This is a genomic window from Acinetobacter sp. NIPH 2100, assembly GCF_000369805.1.
Taxonomy (GTDB): Bacteria; Pseudomonadota; Gammaproteobacteria; order Pseudomonadales; family Moraxellaceae; genus Acinetobacter.
In genome coordinates this window covers 3055533-3077210 of sequence record NZ_KB850224.1, presented here as the reverse complement: position 1 = coordinate 3077210, position 21678 = coordinate 3055533, and the positions used below count along the sequence as shown (strand labels likewise).

At 42.4% G+C, this 21678-nt stretch carries 18 protein-coding genes; 9 read left to right on the top strand and 9 right to left on the bottom strand.

Translation table 11 applies throughout. The annotated features are described in order from the left end of the window. Window positions 1-92 precede the first annotated feature (92 nt). Together F887_RS03890 and F887_RS03895 are read left to right on the top strand one after the other, a co-directional pair. Window positions 93-1112: a hypothetical protein gene (locus F887_RS03890; protein WP_005296382.1), complete on the top strand. Its 1020-nt coding sequence runs from the start codon at window positions 93-95 to the stop codon at window positions 1110-1112. Between the two features lie 126 nt (window positions 1113-1238). Further along, the gene (locus tag F887_RS03895) at window positions 1239-1610 is read left to right on the top strand and encodes an endonuclease domain-containing protein (RefSeq protein ID WP_005296378.1); all 372 of its coding nucleotides are present in this window, start codon (window positions 1239-1241) and stop codon (window positions 1608-1610) included. Between the two features lie 158 nt (window positions 1611-1768). Here the strand turns inward: F887_RS03895 and F887_RS03900 are convergent, their stop codons facing one another. Continuing rightward, on the bottom strand, window positions 1769-4669 hold the full coding sequence (locus tag F887_RS03900; protein WP_005296375.1) for a valine--tRNA ligase: 2901 nt from the start codon (window positions 4667-4669) through the stop codon (window positions 1769-1771). A 372-nt stretch (window positions 4670-5041) separates the two neighbouring features. Here F887_RS03900 and F887_RS03905 point away from each other — a divergent pair, with 372 nt between their 5' ends. From F887_RS03905 to F887_RS03925, 5 genes are all read left to right on the top strand, one after another. Further along, window positions 5042-5722, top strand: a complete 681-nt coding sequence (locus F887_RS03905; protein ID WP_005296373.1) for a hypothetical protein — start codon at window positions 5042-5044, stop codon at window positions 5720-5722. A gap of 112 nt (window positions 5723-5834) precedes the next feature. Further along, window positions 5835-6497: a hypothetical protein gene (locus tag F887_RS03910; protein WP_005296370.1), complete on the top strand. Its 663-nt coding sequence runs from the start codon at window positions 5835-5837 to the stop codon at window positions 6495-6497. Window positions 6498-6510: 13 nt separating this feature from the next. Next, window positions 6511-7317 (top strand): SDR family NAD(P)-dependent oxidoreductase, encoded by an 807-nt coding sequence (locus tag F887_RS03915; protein ID WP_005296364.1) that lies wholly within the window; start codon window positions 6511-6513, stop codon window positions 7315-7317. After that, entirely contained in the window at window positions 7314-8021 is a 708-nt protein-coding gene (locus F887_RS03920; protein ID WP_005296361.1) for a Dph6-related ATP pyrophosphatase, read from the top strand. Before F887_RS03915 ends, F887_RS03920 begins: the two co-directional genes overlap by 4 nt. A gap of 233 nt (window positions 8022-8254) precedes the next feature. Next, entirely contained in the window at window positions 8255-9883 is a 1629-nt protein-coding gene (locus tag F887_RS03925) for an OFA family MFS transporter (RefSeq protein WP_005296357.1), read from the top strand. Window positions 9884-9996: 113 nt separating this feature from the next. Here the strand turns inward: F887_RS03925 and F887_RS03930 are convergent, their stop codons facing one another. The 8 genes from F887_RS03930 to sdsA form a co-directional block, all read right to left on the bottom strand. Then, the gene (locus tag F887_RS03930; protein ID WP_005296354.1) at window positions 9997-10431 is read right to left on the bottom strand and encodes a YbjQ family protein; all 435 of its coding nucleotides are present in this window, start codon (window positions 10429-10431) and stop codon (window positions 9997-9999) included. Window positions 10432-10439: 8 nt separating this feature from the next. Continuing rightward, a complete protein-coding gene (locus F887_RS03935) occupies window positions 10440-10790 on the bottom strand; it encodes a YbjQ family protein (RefSeq protein ID WP_005296351.1) in 351 nt (116 codons plus the stop codon). 108 nt (window positions 10791-10898) lie between these two features. Next, on the bottom strand, window positions 10899-12359 hold the full coding sequence (gene adeK, locus F887_RS03940; RefSeq protein ID WP_005296347.1) for a multidrug efflux RND transporter AdeIJK outer membrane channel subunit AdeK: 1461 nt from the start codon (window positions 12357-12359) through the stop codon (window positions 10899-10901). A gap of 5 nt (window positions 12360-12364) precedes the next feature. After that, window positions 12365-15538: a multidrug efflux RND transporter permease subunit AdeJ gene (gene adeJ, locus F887_RS03945; protein WP_005296345.1), complete on the bottom strand. Its 3174-nt coding sequence runs from the start codon at window positions 15536-15538 to the stop codon at window positions 12365-12367. Between the two features lie 12 nt (window positions 15539-15550). After that, window positions 15551-16804: an efflux RND transporter periplasmic adaptor subunit gene (locus tag F887_RS03950; RefSeq protein ID WP_005296342.1), complete on the bottom strand. Its 1254-nt coding sequence runs from the start codon at window positions 16802-16804 to the stop codon at window positions 15551-15553. Then, on the bottom strand, window positions 16791-17441 hold the full coding sequence (locus tag F887_RS03955; RefSeq protein WP_032862966.1) for a phosphatase PAP2 family protein: 651 nt from the start codon (window positions 17439-17441) through the stop codon (window positions 16791-16793). Before F887_RS03955 ends, F887_RS03950 begins: the two co-directional genes overlap by 14 nt. Before the next feature lie 160 nt (window positions 17442-17601). After that, window positions 17602-19644: a site-specific recombinase gene (locus F887_RS03960; protein ID WP_005296338.1), complete on the bottom strand. Its 2043-nt coding sequence runs from the start codon at window positions 19642-19644 to the stop codon at window positions 17602-17604. 14 nt (window positions 19645-19658) lie between these two features. Then, window positions 19659-20636, bottom strand: a complete 978-nt coding sequence (gene sdsA / locus F887_RS03965; protein WP_005296336.1) for an All-trans-nonaprenyl-diphosphate synthase — start codon at window positions 20634-20636, stop codon at window positions 19659-19661. Between the two features lie 450 nt (window positions 20637-21086). Between sdsA and rplU the strand changes: the two genes are divergently transcribed. Continuing rightward, window positions 21087-21398 (top strand): 50S ribosomal protein L21, encoded by a 312-nt coding sequence (gene rplU / locus F887_RS03970; RefSeq protein ID WP_004674966.1) that lies wholly within the window; start codon window positions 21087-21089, stop codon window positions 21396-21398. Window positions 21399-21416: 18 nt separating this feature from the next. After that, window positions 21417-21671 (top strand): 50S ribosomal protein L27, encoded by a 255-nt coding sequence (rpmA, locus tag F887_RS03975; protein ID WP_005296333.1) that lies wholly within the window; start codon window positions 21417-21419, stop codon window positions 21669-21671. The last annotated feature ends 7 nt before the right edge of the window (window positions 21672-21678 follow it).

Below are 21678 nucleotides of genomic sequence, written 5' to 3'. Positions count from 1 at the left end.
GCGACTCGTTTCTCCAAACACGATATTGAAAGTGTTTACTGACTTTGCCGGCTGATTATTGCTACACTTTTTTATTTTTAGGCGGCAGCATTATGTCCTTTGATCTCAAAGTCAGTTTAAAGCAAAGGGCTGAACCTTCCTCACAGCAGAAAAAACTGAATCGCCTGATTGATCAAATAGAACAGCAAAAAATCAGTCTTGCTACATGGCAGAATGCGCAAGCTGAGATTCAACAGCATACACGGCAAAAACTGATGCCTGTGTATAGTGAGTTGCATGAAATCCTGTTTCAGCAGTTAGATCAACTTTGGACGCTGTTACAGCAGTATGAGTTTTCCAAAGCCGATATGCAGCAACTGGATGAAAAAATTGCTCAGCTTGCCCAAATGTTAAAGCGTTCCAAAAGGTTAAATGATGAACAGTTAAGCTTGGTCAAGCAGATCGATACTTTTTATCAGCAACATGCACAGCAATCGCTTAAAAAGAATAAAAAAGTACAGTCAGCCAAGTTTGAACAGGATGAAAGTTTTGAGCACAGTACAGCATTAGAACAAGATGACTTTGAACAGTACGCTGCCGAGCAACAACAGGCACGAGAACAAGCCAAGCAACTTCGACAACAGCAGAAACGTGAACAAGCTGAGCAAATGGCAGCGCAGTCGCTGAAAACGGTCTATTTAAAAATTGCTGCGATGATTCATCCTGACCGTGAGCAAGATGAGACCAAGAAAGAAGAAAAAACCGAGTTATTCCAACAGGCAAGTCAGGCTTATGAACAGCAGGATTTGTTTTATTTACTCAAGCTTCAATTACAGCTTGAACAGAACAAAGGTGTAGGCGCTAAAGAGTTATCGGCAGAGCAAGTGAAGTTTTATAAACTGGCTTTGGATGCACAGAGTCAGCAACTTGAAATTCAAATTAATGAGATTTTAGATTCTTTTCAGTTGGCGAAAAAGGTAAAAGCGGAGCATCTGCATATCAGTGATGTGTATAAAGCCATAGAGGCAGACTGTGCTGAGTTAAAACAGCAGTTGAAATGGGAAAAGGAACGTTTAAAGCATATGAAAAAAGTGAGTGGGGTGGAGATGTTGTTGGGGCATGGGGTTTTGTAAGTTACCCTCACCCCAACCCTCTCCCATAGGGAGAGGGAGTTACAAGTGATTATATACCTACATAAAATTTATGAGGAAAGTTCCCTCTCCTTTTAGGAGAGGGTTAGGGAGAGGTAAAAATAATAAATGAAACTAGACCCACAATTATTAGAATTCGCTAAAGCCATGCGTAGTAATGCGACAGATGCAGAACATCTGATGTGGCAACTACTTCGTGCTAAACGATTTATGAATCTTAAATTTCGCAGACAGCATGTGATTGCACCCTACATTGTCGACTTTTACTGCCATGAGTTGTGTTTGGTCGTTGAACTGGATGGTAGTCAGCATGGGACTGAGGATGGGCGGGCTTATGATGCTGAACGAACCAAGTTTTTAGAGGCTTTGGATTTAAAAGTAGAACGGTATTGGAATCATGAGATTTTGAAAAATACTGAGTTGGTTTTAGATGATTTATGGAATAAATGTTGCGCACTTTCTAATAAGACCTCTCCCTGACCCTCTCCTAACTGGAGAGGGAATACCGTATAGCAGCTATAGGGCAACATTCCTCAACTTGAGAGGCATCTAAGAACCTAAAACTTGGATTTATTTTTAATATAAAGGGCTGAATAATCAGCCCTTTATATTATAGATTAAATTGTGAACTCTAAAGATTAAAGCGCAGCAATCTGCTCCATACTTTGCTTAATTTTCGCTAACTGATCAGCAAACTCAGCCAATTTAACCTTTTCACCTTCAACAACCGCTGCTGGTGCTTTAGCAACAAAGCCTTCATTCGAAAGTTTATTGGCAATTTGATCATGTTGCTTTTGAACTTTATCCAAGTCCTTCTGCAAACGACCCAACTCAGCTTTAGGATCAATCAAGCCTTTCATTGGTACAAATACCGATGCATGGCTGACAACGCTAGAACAAGACAACGGTGGCTCTTGCTCATTGCTTAAGAACTCGATGCTTTCAACTTTCGCCAATGCTTTGAATAATGCTTCAATACGGATGATTTGCTCACGCTCAGCATCAGAAATGTTCTTGAGTAATACAGGCAATAAACGCGCATTACCTAAGCCCATTTCACCACGAATATTACGTACCGCACCAATCAAACCTTGTAACCACTGCATGTCTGCTTCAGCTTGATCATTCACTTTCGCTTGATCAGGAACAGGGTATTGCGCAGTCATAATCGTAGCACCGCCTTTGCCCAACATTGGCGCAAGCGTTTGCCAGATTTCTTCTGTCAAATACGGCATCAATGGATGTGCCAAACGTAAAGATGCTTCCATTACAGCAAGCAACACACGACGAATTTCAGCTTTACGCTCTTCAGACACATTGGCATCGTTCAGAACTGGCTTGGTTAACTCAACATACCAGTCACAGTATTCATTCCAGATAAAGTCATAGATCGCTTGTGCAGCAAGGTCTAAACGATACGTCGCGAATGCTTGATGTACCGCAGCTTCTGCTTTTTGCAGACGGCTCATGATCCATTTTTCAGGAAGTTCCCACAGCTCTGGACGCGCTTCTTGAGCTACCGTTTGACCTTCAACATTCATCAATACGAAACGGGTTGCGTTCCAGATTTTGTTGGCAAAGTTACGATAGCCTTCAACACGTTTCATATCAAACTTTATGTCACGACCCGTGTTCGCAAGCGCACAGAATGTGAAACGAACCGCATCTGTACCGTAAGCTTGAATACCTTCTGGGAATTCTTTACGAGTTGATTTTTCAATCTTCGCCGCTTGTTTCGGGTTCATCAGACCCGTCGTACGTTTTTGTACCAAAGTCTCAAGGTCAACACCATCAATCAAGTCTAATGGGTCAAGTACGTTACCCTTAGACTTCGACATTTTTTGACCTTCGCCATCACGAACTAGACCGTGAACATAGACCGTTTTAAACGGGACTTGTGGCGTACCATCTTCATTCTTCATGAAGTGCATCGTAAACATGATCATACGAGCAACCCAGAAGAAGATGATGTCAAAACCAGTCACCAATACATCAGTTGGGTGGAAAGTATTGAGGAAATAGTTTTCCGCATCTTTCTTGGCATCGCCAGTCCAACCTAAGGTTGAGAAGGTCCACAGCGCAGAAGAGAACCACGTATCCAGTACGTCTTCGTCTTGGTTTAATGCAACATCGGCAGGGATGTTATTTTTGGCACGAACTTCCGCTTCGTCACGACCGACATAGATGTTACCTTCAGCATCGTACCAAGCTGGGATACGGTGACCCCACCACAATTGACGAGAGATACACCAGTCTTGGATGTTGTTCATCCACGCCATGTACATGTTGCTGTACTGTTCAGGAACAAACTTGATACGACCATCTTGAACTGCTTCAATTGCAGGTTGAGCCAATGGTGCAATTTTTACATACCATTGGTCTGTCAATAACGGCTCAACGATTACACCTGAACGGTCGCCACGAGGTGGTTTAAGCGTATAAGGTTGGATTTGATCTAACCAGCCTTCAGCTTCGGCTTGTTCAACCAGTTTTTTACGTGCTTCAAAACGCTCTAAACCGATATAGTCCGCAGGAGCAGGGATGGTTTTAGAAATTTGTTCGCCTGCCTTAGCGATGTATTCAAACTCAGCCAATACTTCTGCATTTTTATTGAAGATATTGATGATTGGCAATTCACAACGCTTACCGACTTCATAGTCGTTAAAGTCATGTGCAGGGGTGATTTTCACACAGCCTGTACCGAATTCTTTATCTACATATTCGTCTTTAACGATTGGAACAGCACGGCCTGTAATTGGCAGGATAATGTTCTGACCCACAAGGTGTGAATAGCGTTCATCATCAAGTGCCACAGCAACTGCGGTATCACCTAACAAGGTTTCAGGACGAGTCGTAGCGACAACGATGTGGTCTTTACCATCATGGGTACGTAGGTTTTTATCTTCAAAGAAATATTTGAAGTGCCACAATGAACCTGCTTCTTCCTTATCTGATTCAACTTCTAAATCTGACAGCGCAGTTTGTAGTTTCGGGTCCCAGTTGACTAGGCGTTTGCCGCGATAGATCAAGCCATCTTCATGCAGTTTAACGAAGACTTCTTTGACCGCATTAGACAAACCTTCATCCATAGTGAAGCGTTCACGCGACCAGTCCACTGAAGAACCTAAACGACGGATCTGACGGGTGATGGTATCGCCCGATTGTTCTTTCCATTCCCAGATTTTTTCTATGAATTTTTCACGACCTAAGTCATGACGGCTGACACCTTGCGCACCCAATTGACGCTCGACCACCATCTGCGTTGCAATCCCCGCATGGTCAGTTCCTGGTTGCCATAAGGTGTTTTTACCCATCATACGGTTGTAACGAGTCAGTGCATCCATGATGGCATTGTTAAAACCATGCCCCATGTGCAAGCTACCCGTGACGTTCGGTGGTGGAATCATGATACAGAATGATTCACCTTGACCTGAAGGTTTGAAGTAACCTTGTTGTTCCCAGATTTGATACCATTTCTTTTCGATCTCGGTTGGATCGTAAGTGGTTGCAATATTTTGAGCAGATTGAGCGTCAGTCATAGTACAGAAGATTAAAATTGAATAAAAAATTGCATCTATTGTAGCAAAAAATCCTCACTTCTGTAGGCATTTCAGCCTGACCTTATGTGAATGATTAAAGCCGCTTAAATAATGGCTAAATTGCGGTTTCTTGAGCTTTTATCGATGAGATGTTTAGTACATCTTCATAATGTGGCCTTTATTAAAACTAATCGACGACTCAATCAAGATAAATGCTTTATAGACTTCATTTTTTTCTGAAAAAGCCGATGAAAGGCGTTGGATTTTTATACAAATAGGATTAGATTTGTGTAATGCATCACATAACTTAAAAATATTGATGCTCAAAACAACAATATAAGAATGCGAAAAACTAAAAAAGGGATGCTTCTCATGAGTTATTCAATCCTATTGAAGATTAATGACGTTACACATGGACAATTTGAAGTGATTCGTCAGCAGCTCAATGCTGGCACCTATGAAAGCCAATCTAGAATTTTAGGTGAGGTACTTTCAGAAATTGCCTGCGATATTGTCGAGCAAGTCTTTTCAGTGTTATTGATCCAAAATCGCCAACCAACCCAGTTAACGCAAAAATATACCGCTGAATCTGAAAAGGTGATTCAACAGATTATTGCTGCGGTGCGTAAATATATGCCATGGTCGATTGCATTATTCGGTAATGAACGCCTTTGTCCTTTTGCCAATTATTTCTCCAATATGATCAAGTATCATGACGAACAGGTTTATGTGTCTTATCCGATTGATCGGCATTTGGTGCAACAGGCGCATGCCTTGGTAGAGCGACTAAAAAATAATGAAATCAGTGATATGGTTGATGTGTTCCAAACCTTGATTCAAATCGTGGATTTGGGGGTAACCAGCTTGATTCGTGAACCGAAAAAATGCCTTAACTTTAATACTGTGGTCGATAAAACCTTAAATGGGGTGATTAATATGACTGCGCATCTCAGTTATAAGCGTCTAGAGAAAATGGGTAACCAAGTCGATACTGGCGCCGCAACGGATTGCGTTAATCATTTTTTAGCATTTATGCATGTCGATACAGAATAGAGTGTGATAAATTCGGCGTGTACAATGCCAAAAACGTAGAAAAATAGATTGAATTAAAGGGCTTGTTAAACAAGCTCTTTTTTTATGGAATCTTACAATTAGGGTTATGAGAATGAACACCGCCGTTTTTTTAAATATTCATGCGGATACATACGCAAGGTTTGCCCATATTAGAACGCAATTGTTGCAAGGAACGAAGGAAAGCCAAGCCAGTGCACTGGGCAATGTCTTGTCAGAAATTGCTTGTGAGGTGATTGAACAAGTATTTATGGTGCTATTACAAGAAAATCAGCACTATTCACAAACAGGTGAATCTGAGAAAGTCATCCAACAAATTTTAGAAGCGATTCGCAAATATATGCCGTGGTCGATTTCATTCTTTGGGAATGATCGTTTAATTCCGCTGGTTGAATATCTTTCAAAGACCTTGCAGATTGAAGATGAACAGGTATACATGACCTATCCTGTAGAGCAGCATTTAGCACAAAAAGTCATCGCTTCGAGCCAGAAGTTGGCAGGTGGAGATCATCGAGAAATTTCCAATGCATTGAAACTTCTCACCGAAGTGATTGACGAAGGTGTGACACATTTAATTCGCGAACCGAAGAAATGCCTCAAGTTCAATTTTGTGGTTGATAAAACTTTAAATGGGGTAATTAATATGACCACACATCTGGGTTATAAACGTTTGGAAAAACTCGGTACGCAAATTGATCAGCAAGTGGCTGCAACGTATGTGGATTATTTCCTCAAGTTTATGCGTCATCAAGCATAGGTAGGGCAGAACAATGGCAAAACTTAAAAGTCTTGAAAATAAAGTGGTGTGGATTACAGGCGCTTCGTCTGGTTTAGGCAAAGCTTTAGCACGTGAATGTGCATTACAAGGTGCGCAGGTGGTGTTGACTTCACGTCGTTATGATGAGTTAGAAGCAGTACGTGTCGGTTTACTCAAACCAGAACAGCATATTTCGATTGCTGCGGACATTACCGATGAAGCTCAAGTTCGCCATGCACATGAACAGGTTCTAGCCAGTAAAGGTCGTATTGATTGGCTCATCAATAATGCGGGCTTGAGTCAACGTGCCTTGATCCAAGACACCACCATGCAGACTGAACGTGCCATCATGGAAGTTGACTACTTCTCGCAAGTGTTCTTTACCAAAACCGTATTGCCGACCTTGTTAAAACAAAAATCAGGTCGGGTGGTCTTTGTTTCCAGTGTGGCGGGTTTGTTAGGTACGCAATATCGCGCTACTTATTCGGCTGCAAAAGGCGCGATTCATTTATGGGCCAACAGCTTGCGTGCTGAAGTGTCTAAAGACGGTGTTGAAGTCTCTGTGGTGTTCCCTGGGTTTGTGAAAACCAATGTATCTTTTAATGCTTTAAATGGCGAAGGTAAGCCACAAGGACATCAAGATGAAGCCATTGAAAATGGTTTAGATGCCGATGTATTCGCTGAGCGTGTGGTGGAGTCGTTGATGGCAGGGGGTGAATATATTGTGGTGGGTGGGAAAAAAGAGCAACTGGGCGTGCTGGTTTCTCGTTTGTCGCCAAGCTTGTTGTATAAAATGATTCGAAAAATGAAAGTGAAATGAGTGTGAATAACCGTAAGAAAGCCGTTTTCAATTGGAGTGGTGGTAAAGATTCATCCTTGGCCTTGTACAAAGTTTTACAGCAGGATGAATTCGAGGTGGTTGCCTTATTAACCACGGTGAATGAAGAAACCGAGTTGTCTTCGATGCATGCGATTCCACATAGACTGCTCGAAAAACAGGCTGAAAGTATTGGTATTCCACTCTATCCAGTGTTTTTGCCAAAGAATGTCCCCGCATATGAACAGCGTATGTTGGATGCTGCCAATCATTTTAAAGCACAGGGTGTTGAGCATTTTATCTTTGGTGATATTTATTTAAGCGATGTGCGCAAATATCGGGAAGACCGTTTACATCCATTAGGCATTGAAGTGGTTGAGCCGATATGGAATCTGAACTCGACTGAAGTAATGCAGGATTTCTTGGATTCAGGCATTAAAACCAAAATCATTGTAACGGATGCCAGTAAGCTAGATGAGTCATTTATTGGGCAAGATATCGATACCGCTTTGATTAAGCGGATGCCATCAGAAGTCGATGTCTGTGGTGAGAATGGTGAATATCACACCTTTGCTTATGCTGGTGGTTTATTCAAGCATCCTATTGAGTTTGAAATTGCTGAAACGCGTCAGATGTCATACGAGTTTAAGTTGGAAGATGGGGAAGAAAAAACCTATCACTATTGGCAAGCGATTTTTGCAGAGTAGGGTAAATTATCCTGCACATGACACAGGATATTTTTAAAAATCATTAAACCCGTTATTTACTTTTTATTAAAAAAAGCTACTTGATAAAAACCAGACATTTTTTGCACAATCATTCGATTGGTCTTCACTGAAAAATAAGCATAATACAAAGCTCTGGCATCAGCGTGAATCGCTGCCTAGATCCAAATGAATAATACTCACCTCTCTTAGCAGTGAAGGCATGGAGATAGTACATGGAACGACGACTTTCACTTTTGGCCAAGGAACGCACAATTGCCCATTCTGGTTATAACCGTTGGCTCTTGCCTCCTGCCGCGCTGGCGATTCATCTCAGTATTGGTATGGCATATGGTTTTTCCGTATTTTGGTTGCCATTATCCAAAGCATTGGGAATTGATGCGCCGATCGAATGTAAAAATATAGGGCTGCTTGAACAGCTGTTCACTACAACCTGTGATTGGAGTGTGTCTACATTAAGCATCATGTACACACTATTTTTTGTATTTCTCGGTTCTTCTGCATTTTTGTTTGGTGGTTGGCTTGAGCACGCGGGACCTCGAAAGGCAGGTGTAGTTGCGGCATTTTGTTGGGCAACGGGTTTGATCTTGTCTGCGCTGGGTGTTTATACACACCAGCTATGGTTGATGTGGTTAGGTGGAGGTGTAGGGGGAATTGGGCTCGGGCTTGGCTATATTTCTCCAGTATCTACCCTGATTAAGTGGTTCCCAGACCGTCGTGGTTTAGCAACAGGTCTTGCCATTATGGGCTTTGGTGGAGGCGCCATGATTGGTGCGCCACTCGCAGATAAATTGATGAAGTTTTTTGCAACTGATACTTCTGTTGGTGTGTGGCAAACGTTTTTGGTACTGGCTGCTGTTTATTTTATTTTTATGATGGGAGGAGCATTCGGTTATCGGATTCCACCTTCAAATTGGAAACCGAGTGGCTGGCAACCAAGCGCAACAAATGCGACGGGTTTAGTTACCAATCGGCATGTACATTTAAATAAAGCATGGAAAACCAAACAGTTTTGGCTAATTTGGGGCGTACTCTGTTTAAATGTGTCTGCGGGGATTGGTATTCTAGCCATGGCGTCACCCTTGTTACAGGAAGTGTTTGGTGGACGTCTCATCGGGTTAGATCTGGGTATCAATGAGTTAAATACCGAGCAAAAAATGCAGATCGCAACTTTTGCAGCAGGTTTTACGGGTTTACTGTCGTTATTTAATATTGCAGGGCGTTTCTTTTGGGCATCAGCATCGGACTTTATTGGCCGTAAAAATACATATTTTATTTTTCTGGCATTGGGCTTTTTGTTATATGTCTCGATTCCACAACTGGCCCAGACAGAAAATCTGCCCTTATTCGTTTTAGCTTTCTGCGTGATTCTGTCGATGTATGGTGGGGGTTTTGCCACGGTACCTGCTTACTTGGCCGATATTTTTGGTACGCAAATGGTCGGTGCAATTCATGGACGCTTGCTGACGGCATGGTCTGTGGCGGGCGTATTGGGGACATTGTTGATAACCAATATTCGAGATTATCAACTGGCACATGGCGTGGCTCAGGCGCAATCTTATGACACGACAATGTATATTTTGGCTGCTATGCTGGCGATTGGATTTATACTCAACTTAATGGTCAAGCCAGTCGATGAAGACAAATACATGACCGAGGCTGAATTAGCGACTGAGAAGTCTTTGGCGCATGAGAAATTACCGCAAGATTTAAGCGTAGAAAATGATGTAGCACATGCGCCATCCAAGACGATTACCGTTGTGTTCGCATGGCTAGTCGTGGGTCTTCCTTTGTTGGCTGGTATTTGCTTTACCTTGCAAAAAGCGATTGTTTTATTTCATTAATCTGACGATGTCATGATCAATAAAAACTGCCTCGCAATAAATGCAGGCAGTTTTTATTATTTCTTCTTGTAGTAGGAGCTGAGTTGGGCAGGGCAATCTTTGTGAGAAGAAGCTTAATTGACGATGGCAGTTCCATAAGCAAAGACTTCAACCATACCACCTTGCATCCCTAATTCGGTGGTACTGAGTCGAACCCCCATAATCTGATTGGCACCCATGGCATGTGCTTCTTGCTTGAGTCGGATCATGGCTTCACGACGTGCACGCTCTACCACACTTTCGTAGCTGACTAAACGACCACCAAAGAAGTTGCGAATGGTTGCCAGCACATATTTAAAATAATCGTGGGAGATCACGACATTACTGCTGATCATTTGTCCATGCGCTGTCGTTTGCACAAAACGATTAGTATCAATTTGAATATGAGCAAACTGTTTTTCTTTTTCGTCCAGTTCGCGCAAGTGTTTTTGCTCGATATGACGGCCAAAACCCCAACCCACTGAAAATAAAATCAGAAATAGAATAATCTGAAAAACTAAACCATCCATAATATCGCCTATGCGCCAAATGGATCAGGGAGCTTAGGTGCAACAGGTTGAACTACAACCGCTGTACCATAGACAAATAACTCTGATGCGCCTTGGGCAATATTTGAAGTTGAGAAACGAATACCGACAATGGCATTGGCGCCTAAACCTTTTGCCTTATCAATCATCCGTTGCGTCGCTTCTTGGCGAGATTCTTCAAGGAGTTCGGTATAACCGGTTAGTTCACCACCGACAATATTCTTTAAGCCTGCCATCAAGTCACGGCCAACGTGCTTGCTGCGAACGGTGCTGCCATACACTACATCGAGTTGACGTAAAATTTCATGGCCAGGTACAGATTCTAAACTGCTCAGTAACATAGTATTTTTCTAAATCATCAATATTTAGCTTTGAAGATAAGAAATATTCGCAATTGTTGCAATAAAAAAGCTCACCGAAGTGAGCTTTTTGTTCGCAAATCATAAAAATTATTTTGCGTAGTGTTGTTCTGAACTAGACGGTTGATGAGCTACAGTTTCGCTGCTTGAGGCTTTGAGACCACCACCAAGTGTTTTGTACAGCTCAACTTGGTTATTCAAGTTTGCTTGTTGTAGCAGCAATAAACCTTGTTCAGCTGAATAAGCTGAGCGTTGTGCATCCAATACGGTCAAGTAGCTGTCAATACCAGCACGGAAGCGGGCATTAGAAAGCTTATAAGTGGTATTGGTTGCATCAACTAAACGGCGCTGAGCAGTCAAACGATCACCAATGTTGGCACGTGTTGCCAAGGCATCATTCACTTCACGGAAAGCTGACTGTACTGACTTTTCATAGTTAGCAAGTGCAATTTTCTGATCAGTTTCAGAGATTTTGACATTGGCCTTACGTGTACCCCAGTCAAAGATTGGGATATTCAGGCTTGGACCAATTGACCATAACGCATTTCCTGATTTGAATAAGTCACTTAAATCAGTTGATGCATAACCTGCAGAACCAGTCAGGCTAATGGTTGGGAAGAGTTGGGCTTTCGCAGCACCAATATTCGCACCCGCAGCACTTAACTGGTATTCAGACGCTTTCACATCTGGGCGGTTGTTGAGCAAGTCACTTGGTAAGCCAGCGCTAAACACGTTTTGTTGCGTGATACTCGCCACTTGTTGTTGAGGGAGCAAGTTCTGAGGAACTGGCTGACCAACAAGCAAGTTCAACAAGTTTTGTGCTTGTGCTACTTGAGTCTTGTAGTTCGCAACATCATTACGTGCAGTTTCAACTGAAATTTGTGCTTGGCGCACAGGGATTTCGCTATCAATACCCACATCGAAACGTTTCTTGTTCAAGTTAAACGAGTCTTGTTGAGCTTTCAGCGTTTGATCTGCAAGTTTCAACTGTGCATTTGCATAAGAATAATTCAACCATGCTTGAGTCACTTGGCTGATCAAACTAATTTGCGTTGCATCACGAGAGCTTTGGGTAGCGAGATAGCTGTCTAACGCTGCATCTTTCAAGCTACGGACACGACCCCAAAAATCCAGCTCATAGGCTGTGAGACCTAAGCCAACCTGATAAGTTGAATATGGATTATTTGGATCACGTGTAGGCGTCACTTGACGAACTGCACTACCACTTGCCCCAATAGTTGGCAATTGGTTGTTTTCAGAAATTTGGTATTGCTGTTGCGCTTTTTGAATGTTCAGCGTAGCAGTACGCAAATCACGGTTATTGGCAAGTGCTAAATCAAGCACCTGCAATAAACGTTGGTCAGCAAAGAAGTCTTTGTAACCTTGTTCCGCGATTGATTTTCCAGAAGCATTGCCATAAGACGCGAAGCTTTCAGGAACATCTGAGCTTACAACAGGCTCTGGCCCGCGCATGCTTTGGCAGGCAGCCAAAGACAGCGCGAGTGCAGAGATTGCAATGCCACGACTGGAAATAGACCATACAGTTTGCATCACGATCAATGCTCCTGAGTATTTAAAGTTTTAGGTTTGTACTTAAAGATACTACGAATCCACACGAAGAATACAGGGATAAAGAAGATACCTAAAAGAGTTGAAGAAATTACACCACCCAGTACACCATAACCGACCGAGTGTTGGCTACCCGCACCCGCACCGCTTGCCAAGGCTAATGGTAATACACCAAAACCGAATGCAAGTGTGGTCATGATAATTGGACGTAAACGCATTTTCGCAGCATGCAAGGTTGCTTCGAATAACTCTTCACCTTGTTCTTGCAATTCTTTCGCAAATTCAACAATCAAAATTGCATTCTTCGCTGAAAGACCAATCACGGCAACAATCGCAACTTGGAAGTAAATGTTAAAGGATAAGTTTGGATCACCTTTAATCAGCATACCTAACCAGGTCAATGCAAATGCACCAACGATACCTAAAGGTACAACCAGTAATACCGAAACAGGCACTGACCAGCTTTCATATAAAGCAGCAAGACACAGGAATACGATCAATAAAGAAAGAACCAAGAGAGGGGCAGTCTGGCTACCAGAATCACGTTCTTCTAAAGATAGACCTGTCCATTCATAGTCGAAACCTGTTAAGCCCATAGATGGTAACTTACCAATGATTTCTTCCATCGCCAACATCGCATCACCAGAGCTGACGCCCGGCGCAGGAGTACCTTGAATATTGACAGATGATACGCCGTTATAACGTTCTAGACGAGGTGAACCATAAGTCCATTCACCTTTGGCAAAGCCAGAGAAAGGAACCATTTCGCCTTTGTTGTTACGAACATACCACTTGTTTAAGTCTTCAGGCATCATGCGTGTATCCGCTTCACCTTGGACATAAACTTTCTTCACACGACCACGGTCAACGAAATCATTGATATAAGAACCACCCCAAGCCATGCTCATGGTGCTATTAATATCAGCAATACTGACACCCATTGCACCTGCTTGCGCTTGATCAATGGTGATCTGGTACTGAGGTGTATCTTCTTGACCATTCGGACGCACACCTGCAAGACGTTTGTCCTGTGATGCCATACCTAAAATCGCATTACGGGCAGCAACCAGTTTTTCATGCCCTTGACCGCTTGCATCTTTCAACTGAATATCAAAACCAGAAGCGACACCCAGTTCAGGCATTGCTGGCAACTGTAATGGCATGATGTAAGATGCATCTTTTACGATCATGTTCAATGCCATACCACGTTGAATGATGGCACCAATCTGTGATTCAGGTGAAGTACGTTCGCTCCAGTCTTTTAACTTAATAAAGGCAAGACCCGCGTTTTGACCAACCCCTGTGAATGAGAAACCAGCAACCGTAAAGATTGAATCTACGTTTTCTTTTTCCTTATTCAAGAAATAGCCTGTCATGGTGTCAATGACTTTATCCGTTCGTTCCAAACTCGCGCTCGGTGGTAACTGAACTAGGGTCATGACCACACCTTGGTCTTCTTCTGGTAAGAATGAAGATGGCAACACTTTGTAGATACCAACCAAAGCTGCGATTACAACAATATAAAGCACGCCAGAGAATAACTTATGGTGGGTCATACGATTGACACCGCCTTGGTATTTCTCTGAAAGCTTTTCAAAGCTGCGGTTAAACCAACGGAAGAAACGTGCAAAAATATTGTTGCTTTCTTGCTTGTTTGGATCATGTTGTTTTAACAAGGTCGCACACAGGGCAGGGGTAAAGGTTAATGCCACGATCAAAGACAAGATCATCGCTGTAACCAACGTGATTGAGAACTGACGGTAAATAACACCAGTGGTTCCACTAAAGAACGCCATTGGTACGAATACCGCTGTTAACACACTGGTAATACCGACTAAGGCACCCGAAATCTGACGCATCGACTTTTCAGTCGCAGGAACAGGTTCGAGATGCTCTTCTTGCATCACCCGTTCGACGTTCTCGACCACAACGATGGCGTCATCCACCAACAGACCAATGGCAAGTACCATTGCGAACATGGTGAGGGTGTTGATCGAGAAGCCGAAGATATTAATCACGGCAAATGTACCCAATACCACCACAGGTACAGCCAATGTTGGAATAATCGTTGCGCGCCAGTTCTGTAAGAACAAGAACATCACGATAAATACCAGTACAACTGCTTCAATCAGGGTATGTACAACACTTTCAATCGAAAGACGAATAAATGGTGTAGTGTCATATGCTAGCTTGTCTTTTAGACCGCTTGGATAGTTATGACGTAACTCAGATAAACGCTTTTCAACCGCAGCAGCGGTATCTAGTGCATTGGCACCTGTTGCAAGTTTGATTGCAACACCACCCGCAGGCTTACCATTAAATTTCGAGTCGAATTGGTAGTTATCTGAACCCAGTTCCACTCGAGCCACATCACCTAAACGAACTTGAGCACCACCTGAAGTATTTTTCAGGAAGATATTTTTAAATTGTTCAGGGGTTTGCAACATGGTTTGTGCATTTACTGTCGCGTTGAGTACTTGACCTGCAGTAGATGGCGCACCACCGAGCTGACCAACCGCAACTTGAGAGTTTTGCGCACGAATTGCAGTCGCTACATCATTTGGCGTTAGATTAAAACTAGTAAGCTTTGCAGGATCTAACCAGATACGCATTGCATATGAACCACCAAACACTTGAAGCTCACCTACACCCGCAACACGACTGAGTGGCTCAGAAATATTTGAGTTCACATAGTCTTTAATGTCAGAGGCAGAAAGGCTGTTATCTGGCGAATAAAAGGCAATAACTTGCAGGAAGCTTGCACCAGACTTGGTGACTTTTACACCCTGACGTTGTACGTCAGCAGGTAAAAGCGCTGTTGCAGATTGCAGTTTGTTTTGAACCTGAACTTGGGCGATATCTGGATCGATACCTTGTGCGAAGTTCAAATTAATGGATGCTTGACCATTACCCGCACTGTTCGAAGAAATATAACGTAGACCATCCAAACCATTCATTTGTTGTTCAATGATTTGGGTGACAGTATTTTCAACGGTTTGAGCAGATGCCCCAGGATAAGTTGCAGAAATTGTTACCGTGGGGGGAGCAATTGTCGGATATTGTGCAACTGGCATTTTTGTCAGCGTGATGATACCCGCCAACATAATGACCAGTGCAATCACCCAAGCAAAGATTGGGCGATGGATAAAGAATTGTGCCATGCAATCTACCCCTTAAGCTTCTGAAGTTGCTTTTTGTTCAGCTTTTGGCGAATTGGCTTGCTTTTGTTGTTCAGCGGCTTTTGGAGCTGCATTTTGACCTTCAGCTGCTTTTGGTTGATAAGGTTTAGCAGACACTTCTTGTCCTTCTTTTACCTTGGCAACACCATCAACAACAACCTTATCACCAGTCTGTAAGCCTTCAGTTACAATCCAGTCCTGACCTTTAACACCCACTGTTTTAATTGGGCGTGTTTCAATCGCACCTTTAGCATTCACAACTAAAGCAATTGCTTGTCCAGTCGGTAAACGCGACACTGCAGCTTGTGGAATTAAATAAGCATTTGGCAAAATTCCTTGAGAAATTTTAGCGGTTGCATACATACCTGGTAATAACAAGTGATTTGGATTTGAGAAGACTGCACGTAAAGTAACTGTACCTGTTTCAGGATTTACACTTGCATCAGAGAAAGCAAGCTGTCCTTCAACTGGGTATTCAGAACCATCTTCAAGTGTGATTTTGACACGGGTATTATTACTGTTATTTAAACTGCCTTTGCTCAATTGTTGGCGCAGACGCAATAACTCAGCACTTGATTGATTGATATCAACATAGATTGGATCGAGTTGTTGAATCGTCACCAATGGATCAGCTTGGTTTGCAGTAACCAATGCACCAGGTGTTACCGAAGAACGGCTAGACTGACCAGAAATTGGCGCGCGTACAGTTGAGTAACCCAAAGTAATCTCAGCATTTTTCAATGCAGCTTCAGATGCAGCAACATCAGCTTCAGCCAATTTGACTTGCGCATTGATATCATCATATTCTTGTTTAGAAACAGCATTTGTTCCAACAAGTTGACGATAACGACCTTCTTTCACACGTAATGAATTTAAGTTCGCTTGTTGACGCAATAACGCTGCACGTGCACTGTCTGCCGTTGCTCGGTTGGTATTGGCATCAATCTGGTAAAGGGCTTGACCTGCCTGAACGTAGCTTCCTTCAGCAAATAATCGTTTTAAGATGACGCCACCTGTTTGTGGGCGTACTTCCGAAATTTGATAGGCAGAGGTTCGTCCTGACAGTTCGACGTTTTGTTCAACGCTTTGTGGTTGAGCAACAATGACACCCACTTCTGGAGGTGGCATTTTTTGAGCAGCAGCAGCTTGCTGTGCATCTTTAGGTTCTTTGCTACAACCAACAAGCGCAATGCTTGTTGCTAATGCGCAAGCAGTTAGGGCAGGAGCCCAAAGCTTAGCCGACATCATTATTCCACCTCAATTTAGATTTCTTATCTAAAAACAAATTGTTGCTGAAATTGCTTTGAAACAGCCAAAACCAAAGCAACGAAGTCCAAATCAACCCAATTCCCCAACCGGCAAGAACGTCAGTTGGGTAGTGAACCCCTGCATAAACTCTAGATATCCCCATGGCAATAAACCATAAAGTAGACACTAAAACGACACTATTGCGATGTTTATGTTGTCGACATAACAACATCGCTAAACTTGCAAGGATTGCAGCATAAAGGCTATGAGCACTTGGGAAGGATGCACCATAACTTTGAACCAAGTGATAAAACTCTAAAGGTCTTGGCCGATCAATGCTCCATTTCAGAAGCCAACCAATCACAATACTTCCACCCACACTTAATGAGATAAAAGTCACATTCTTATAGTTCTTCATCCATATTTGGTAAATACACAAAAATGTAGTCAAAAATAATAAAAATGGCATCCCACCTAAGCGAGAGAGCAAAATTGTCACATGGTTAAGCGTAAATGAACGGTGCTCAAATAAAGCTTGAACACTAAAAAGGTCTAAAGTTGATGCGTTGGAATTCATTAACCCAATCACACCGGATCCTAAAAAAAAGCAACCAATACAAAGTAATAGGTATGGCATGCGGAACTCATTATGTGCTTAACCATTGTTCAGGGTTGTCGAGTGTTTGAAAGTGTACTCGCGAGTACACTTTTGGTCAAGTCTTGAAATTTTATGATAATTTCATTTTTATGTTTTTTTAAGCTTTAGTAAAAAAACATAACAAAATTTGATTCGTGTCTCACTTTTTACTCGGCTGTGTTTGTTCGTCCAGCTCCACAGGTTGCTTGGGTGGCCAGAAGAAATCACTTGGTCGAGTTAAGAAGTGTGTGGTGACTAATTTTGCTAAAGGCTTCCATTGTGCAAAACGAACACGGCGTGCGCGTAGGGCAACAATAATCGTCAAGGTAAAGCTCACAAATAAGTTGGTTAAGCCGATCAGCATAACGCCCAAGAATGACACTAAAATTAAACCAATGTCAGGACCACCAATCGTCATTAAACCTTGGATAAAGTTGGCTGAAGCAAAGGCGATATGACGGATATCTAAAGGCAAGCCTAAAATAAATCCAATGGTTCCCATACTGCCGAGCATGATTCCGAATAAGAAGTTACCCGCCAAGGCACCGAGATTGGTCTCGATATAAGCTGCAAATTTATCTAGGCGTTGCTGTCCCATCCAACGTTTTAAACGTCGATGTTGCTTGAGACGCGGTCCGACTTTACGGTAAACCGCCAAGTTATCGAAATAACCTGCAATCAATCCAGAAAAGAATAAACAGACACCTGCAATTGCTGCATGTGGAATAGCCAAAGAGGTAAATGGATTGAGGCTATGTAACAGTGCTGCCGATTTGGTATGATTAAGTAGGGGCTCACCTAGGTTGTATTGCCACAGAAAGGTAATCAGGGCAGCCGTAGGAATCGCAATCGAGATATTTCCCAAGATCGCAATAAACTGAGTGCGGATAATATTAATAATCAGTGCCGCGAGTTCTGCAATTTGCGCAGTCTTGCTACCTTTCTGTTGTTGTACTGTTGATGCAAGTGCTGCCGCGGTCATCGCGGGCTGTTTGGTTGCAACGGTAAAATGTAGAACATGAATCAACATGAAACCCAGCGCATAGTTCATGCTATATAAAAAGGCATGCCCAAATGGAGCCAATACTAAACGCGCCGTTAAAATTTTCAGCGTTGCCATGGTGGCAATGATTGCACCTGCACCAGCAGCGGCTTTGTACATACCAAAGAAGCCAGATTTGTCGGTACTTACATAGTGTTCACCTGTTTTACTGGCATTTTCAGTCACCTGTAAGGCAATCAACTCACTGGTTGAGGTCAATAAATGACGGACACTTTTTTCATTGTAGTGTGCCTTGGTTAAATCTGTAATCAGTTCACCCAATGCGGTATAACGTGCCTCATTTTTGCTGGCCAAGATAGTGAGCAATAACTCAATGCGGTCGATTGCTTGCTCAAGTAAAGACAACAAGTAGGTCAAACTAATACTGACACCGATACGTTTGGTGGCACGTCGAATTTTAAGTACCACTTCACGGCATTGATCTAACATCACAAACGCTTGTGAGGCATCGGGTGGTGGCAATACAACGACTGCGTCTTGATCATCAATTTGTTTTTTATATTTTTCAATGAACTCTACAATTTCTCTGTTTTGTACCAGAAAAGGGGATTCATATTCAGTAATTTCGGGTTGAGCATTAATAAACTCAGGATATAGGCCAATACCACTAATTCGGTAAGAAAGAACCGTAATGGCTTTAATCAGCTCATTTTTTGAAACTTGCTTTTCTCGGGTATTGCTTTGGCTTTCACCCAATAGATTGAAGAGCGTAATCCAGTCTTGATTCTCGATGAGATCTAACCATTCACTGTCATTTTCTTGATGGAACACTTTTCCAATCAAGGTTTTCAGTTGTTGACCATCCTCGACTAAAGGCAGGAAATGTGCACCCAGACGTTGGCTCAATTGATTCCAAAAACCATCAAGTGAAAGAATGCCGCTATCGGCATATAAGCTAAGCTGTTTATATTGGCTGATCAGCTTAAGTAAAAAGTTTTGAAGCAGTATTGCCGAAGTTGGAGTGAGCAATAATATTTTGATCAGCGCATGAATACGCTGTTTGACTTCATCTGCATCATTTGGATTTTTTGGTCGTATACGATTGACGAACTCGATCAAGAGGTTTTCATCAAGCACAGCTTGGGGGTGATCCAGCTGTTCCTGCATGTTTGAAAAAAGATCAGATAATGTTAAATGCATAGGCACTCAGAAAATTATTGTAGTCGATGTAAGGCCATTAAGGTCAAATTAACAAGTGCTTGTCGATATTCATTATCTGGTAGCGCTTTTAACGCCTCTAAAGCAGCATCCGTTTCTTGTTGGGCACGTTTTTGACAGTAATTTAAGCCGCCTGAGTGATGAACAATCTCGATCACTTTATCTAAATGTTCAACACCACCAGTTGCAATACTGTGACGAATGATCGCGTGATCCTCACCTTTTGAATGGGCTAATGCTGAAATTAAAGGTAAAGTTGGTTTACCTTCCATTAAATCATCACCGATATTTTTACCTAATGTTTCTGCATCAGAGGTGTAATCTAAAATATCATCAATTATTTGAAAGGCATTGCCAAAATGACCTGCAAAGCGGCGTAACGGTTCACGATATTCTTCGGCTCCCGCTAAAATTGCAGCACCTTCTGTCGCAAGTTCAAATAAACGAGAGGTTTTCCCGTGAATAATTCGGAGATAGGTTTCTTCAGTCGTTTCTGGTTGATGCTGGGACTGCAGTTGGAGTACTTCACCTTCCGCAATTTCACAGGTTCCTGTCGAGAAATCTTTTAATAAGGTCATGTTGTTTAAATCGACTAATAAATCAAAAGCTCTTGAAATCAGAAAATCGCCAACCAAAACCGCAGTTTGATTGTTCCAGGTTGCATTTGCAGTTGGACGACCACGACGCAGGCTTGATTCGTCTACGACATCATCATGAACCAAGGTTGCGGTATGCAACATTTCAATGACAGCCGCTAAATGCTGTGCTTGTTGCATATTGGCTAAACCACAGGCGCGCGCTGCAAGTAAGCACATGATCGGGCGCATGCGTTTGCCACCCGCTTCAACAACATGTTTACTCACCGACATAACTAAACCAACTTTAGAGCTAATTCCTTCATTGATCAGGTGATCCATCGCAGCAAAATCTGTCGCAACAGGAGAAAGAATGTCTTGCTTAAAATCGATAACCATATGAAGGAAAACCTCGTACAGGTGAGTAATGTTGCCAAGTGTATCAATTAATCTGTGACTAAACAGTTATACAATCTGTCTAATCTGCCATTTAAAACATCTCTATGAGCTCTTTGATCTTTAATTAGACAGAAAAAGGAAAGTTCTCACCGAGGTGTCATGACTTTACTTATGGTGCTGTAAAAACCCAGCTTGTTATTGTCACAATTTGTTTTCAAAAATGTATTTCAAATTTTGATCAGAATCAATCAAAACAGCTCGCCATCAATCTAATTGATTTTACTTGAAATTCCAAGCAAGTTATGAAGATGTGTGCATTTATGCAAAATAACTTGTCGTTTGATCAATTTTCACTTAAAATTTGTCCCCTTGAATAACCCCAGTGGCGTTCGTCTTAAGATCGATATGTCCCTTTATCGGCACGACGACACGGGCAAGTTGGAGTACATTATGTACGCAGTAATCCAAAGCGGTGGTAAACAGCACCGTGTTGTTGAGGGTGAAACCCTTAAAGTAGAATTATTGAAAGCTGAAACTGGCGCGACTATTACGTTTGATGACGTATTAATGGTTGTTAACGGTGACAGCATTCAAATCGGTGCTCCAGTTGTAGCTGGCGCAAAAGTAACTGCAGAAGTAGTTGGCCATGGTCGTCACGACAAAATCCGCATTATCAAAATGCGTCGTCGTAAACATTACCGTAAGCAACAAGGTCACCGTCAATGGTTTACCGAGTTGAAAATTACTGGTATCGCAGGCTAACACGAGGAGTAAATAGACATGGCAACTAAAAAAGCCGGTGGATCGACGAAGAACGGTCGTGATTCGAATCCTAAGATGTTAGGTGTTAAAATTTACGGTGGTCAAACTGTGACTGCTGGTAACATCATCGTTCGTCAACGTGGTACGGAGTTCCACGCTGGTGCAAATGTTGGTATGGGCCGTGACCATACTTTATTTGCTACTGCTGACGGCGTAGTAAAATTTGAAGTGAAGGGTCAATTTGGCCGTCGCTATGTAACTGTTGAAGCTTAAGCTTTAA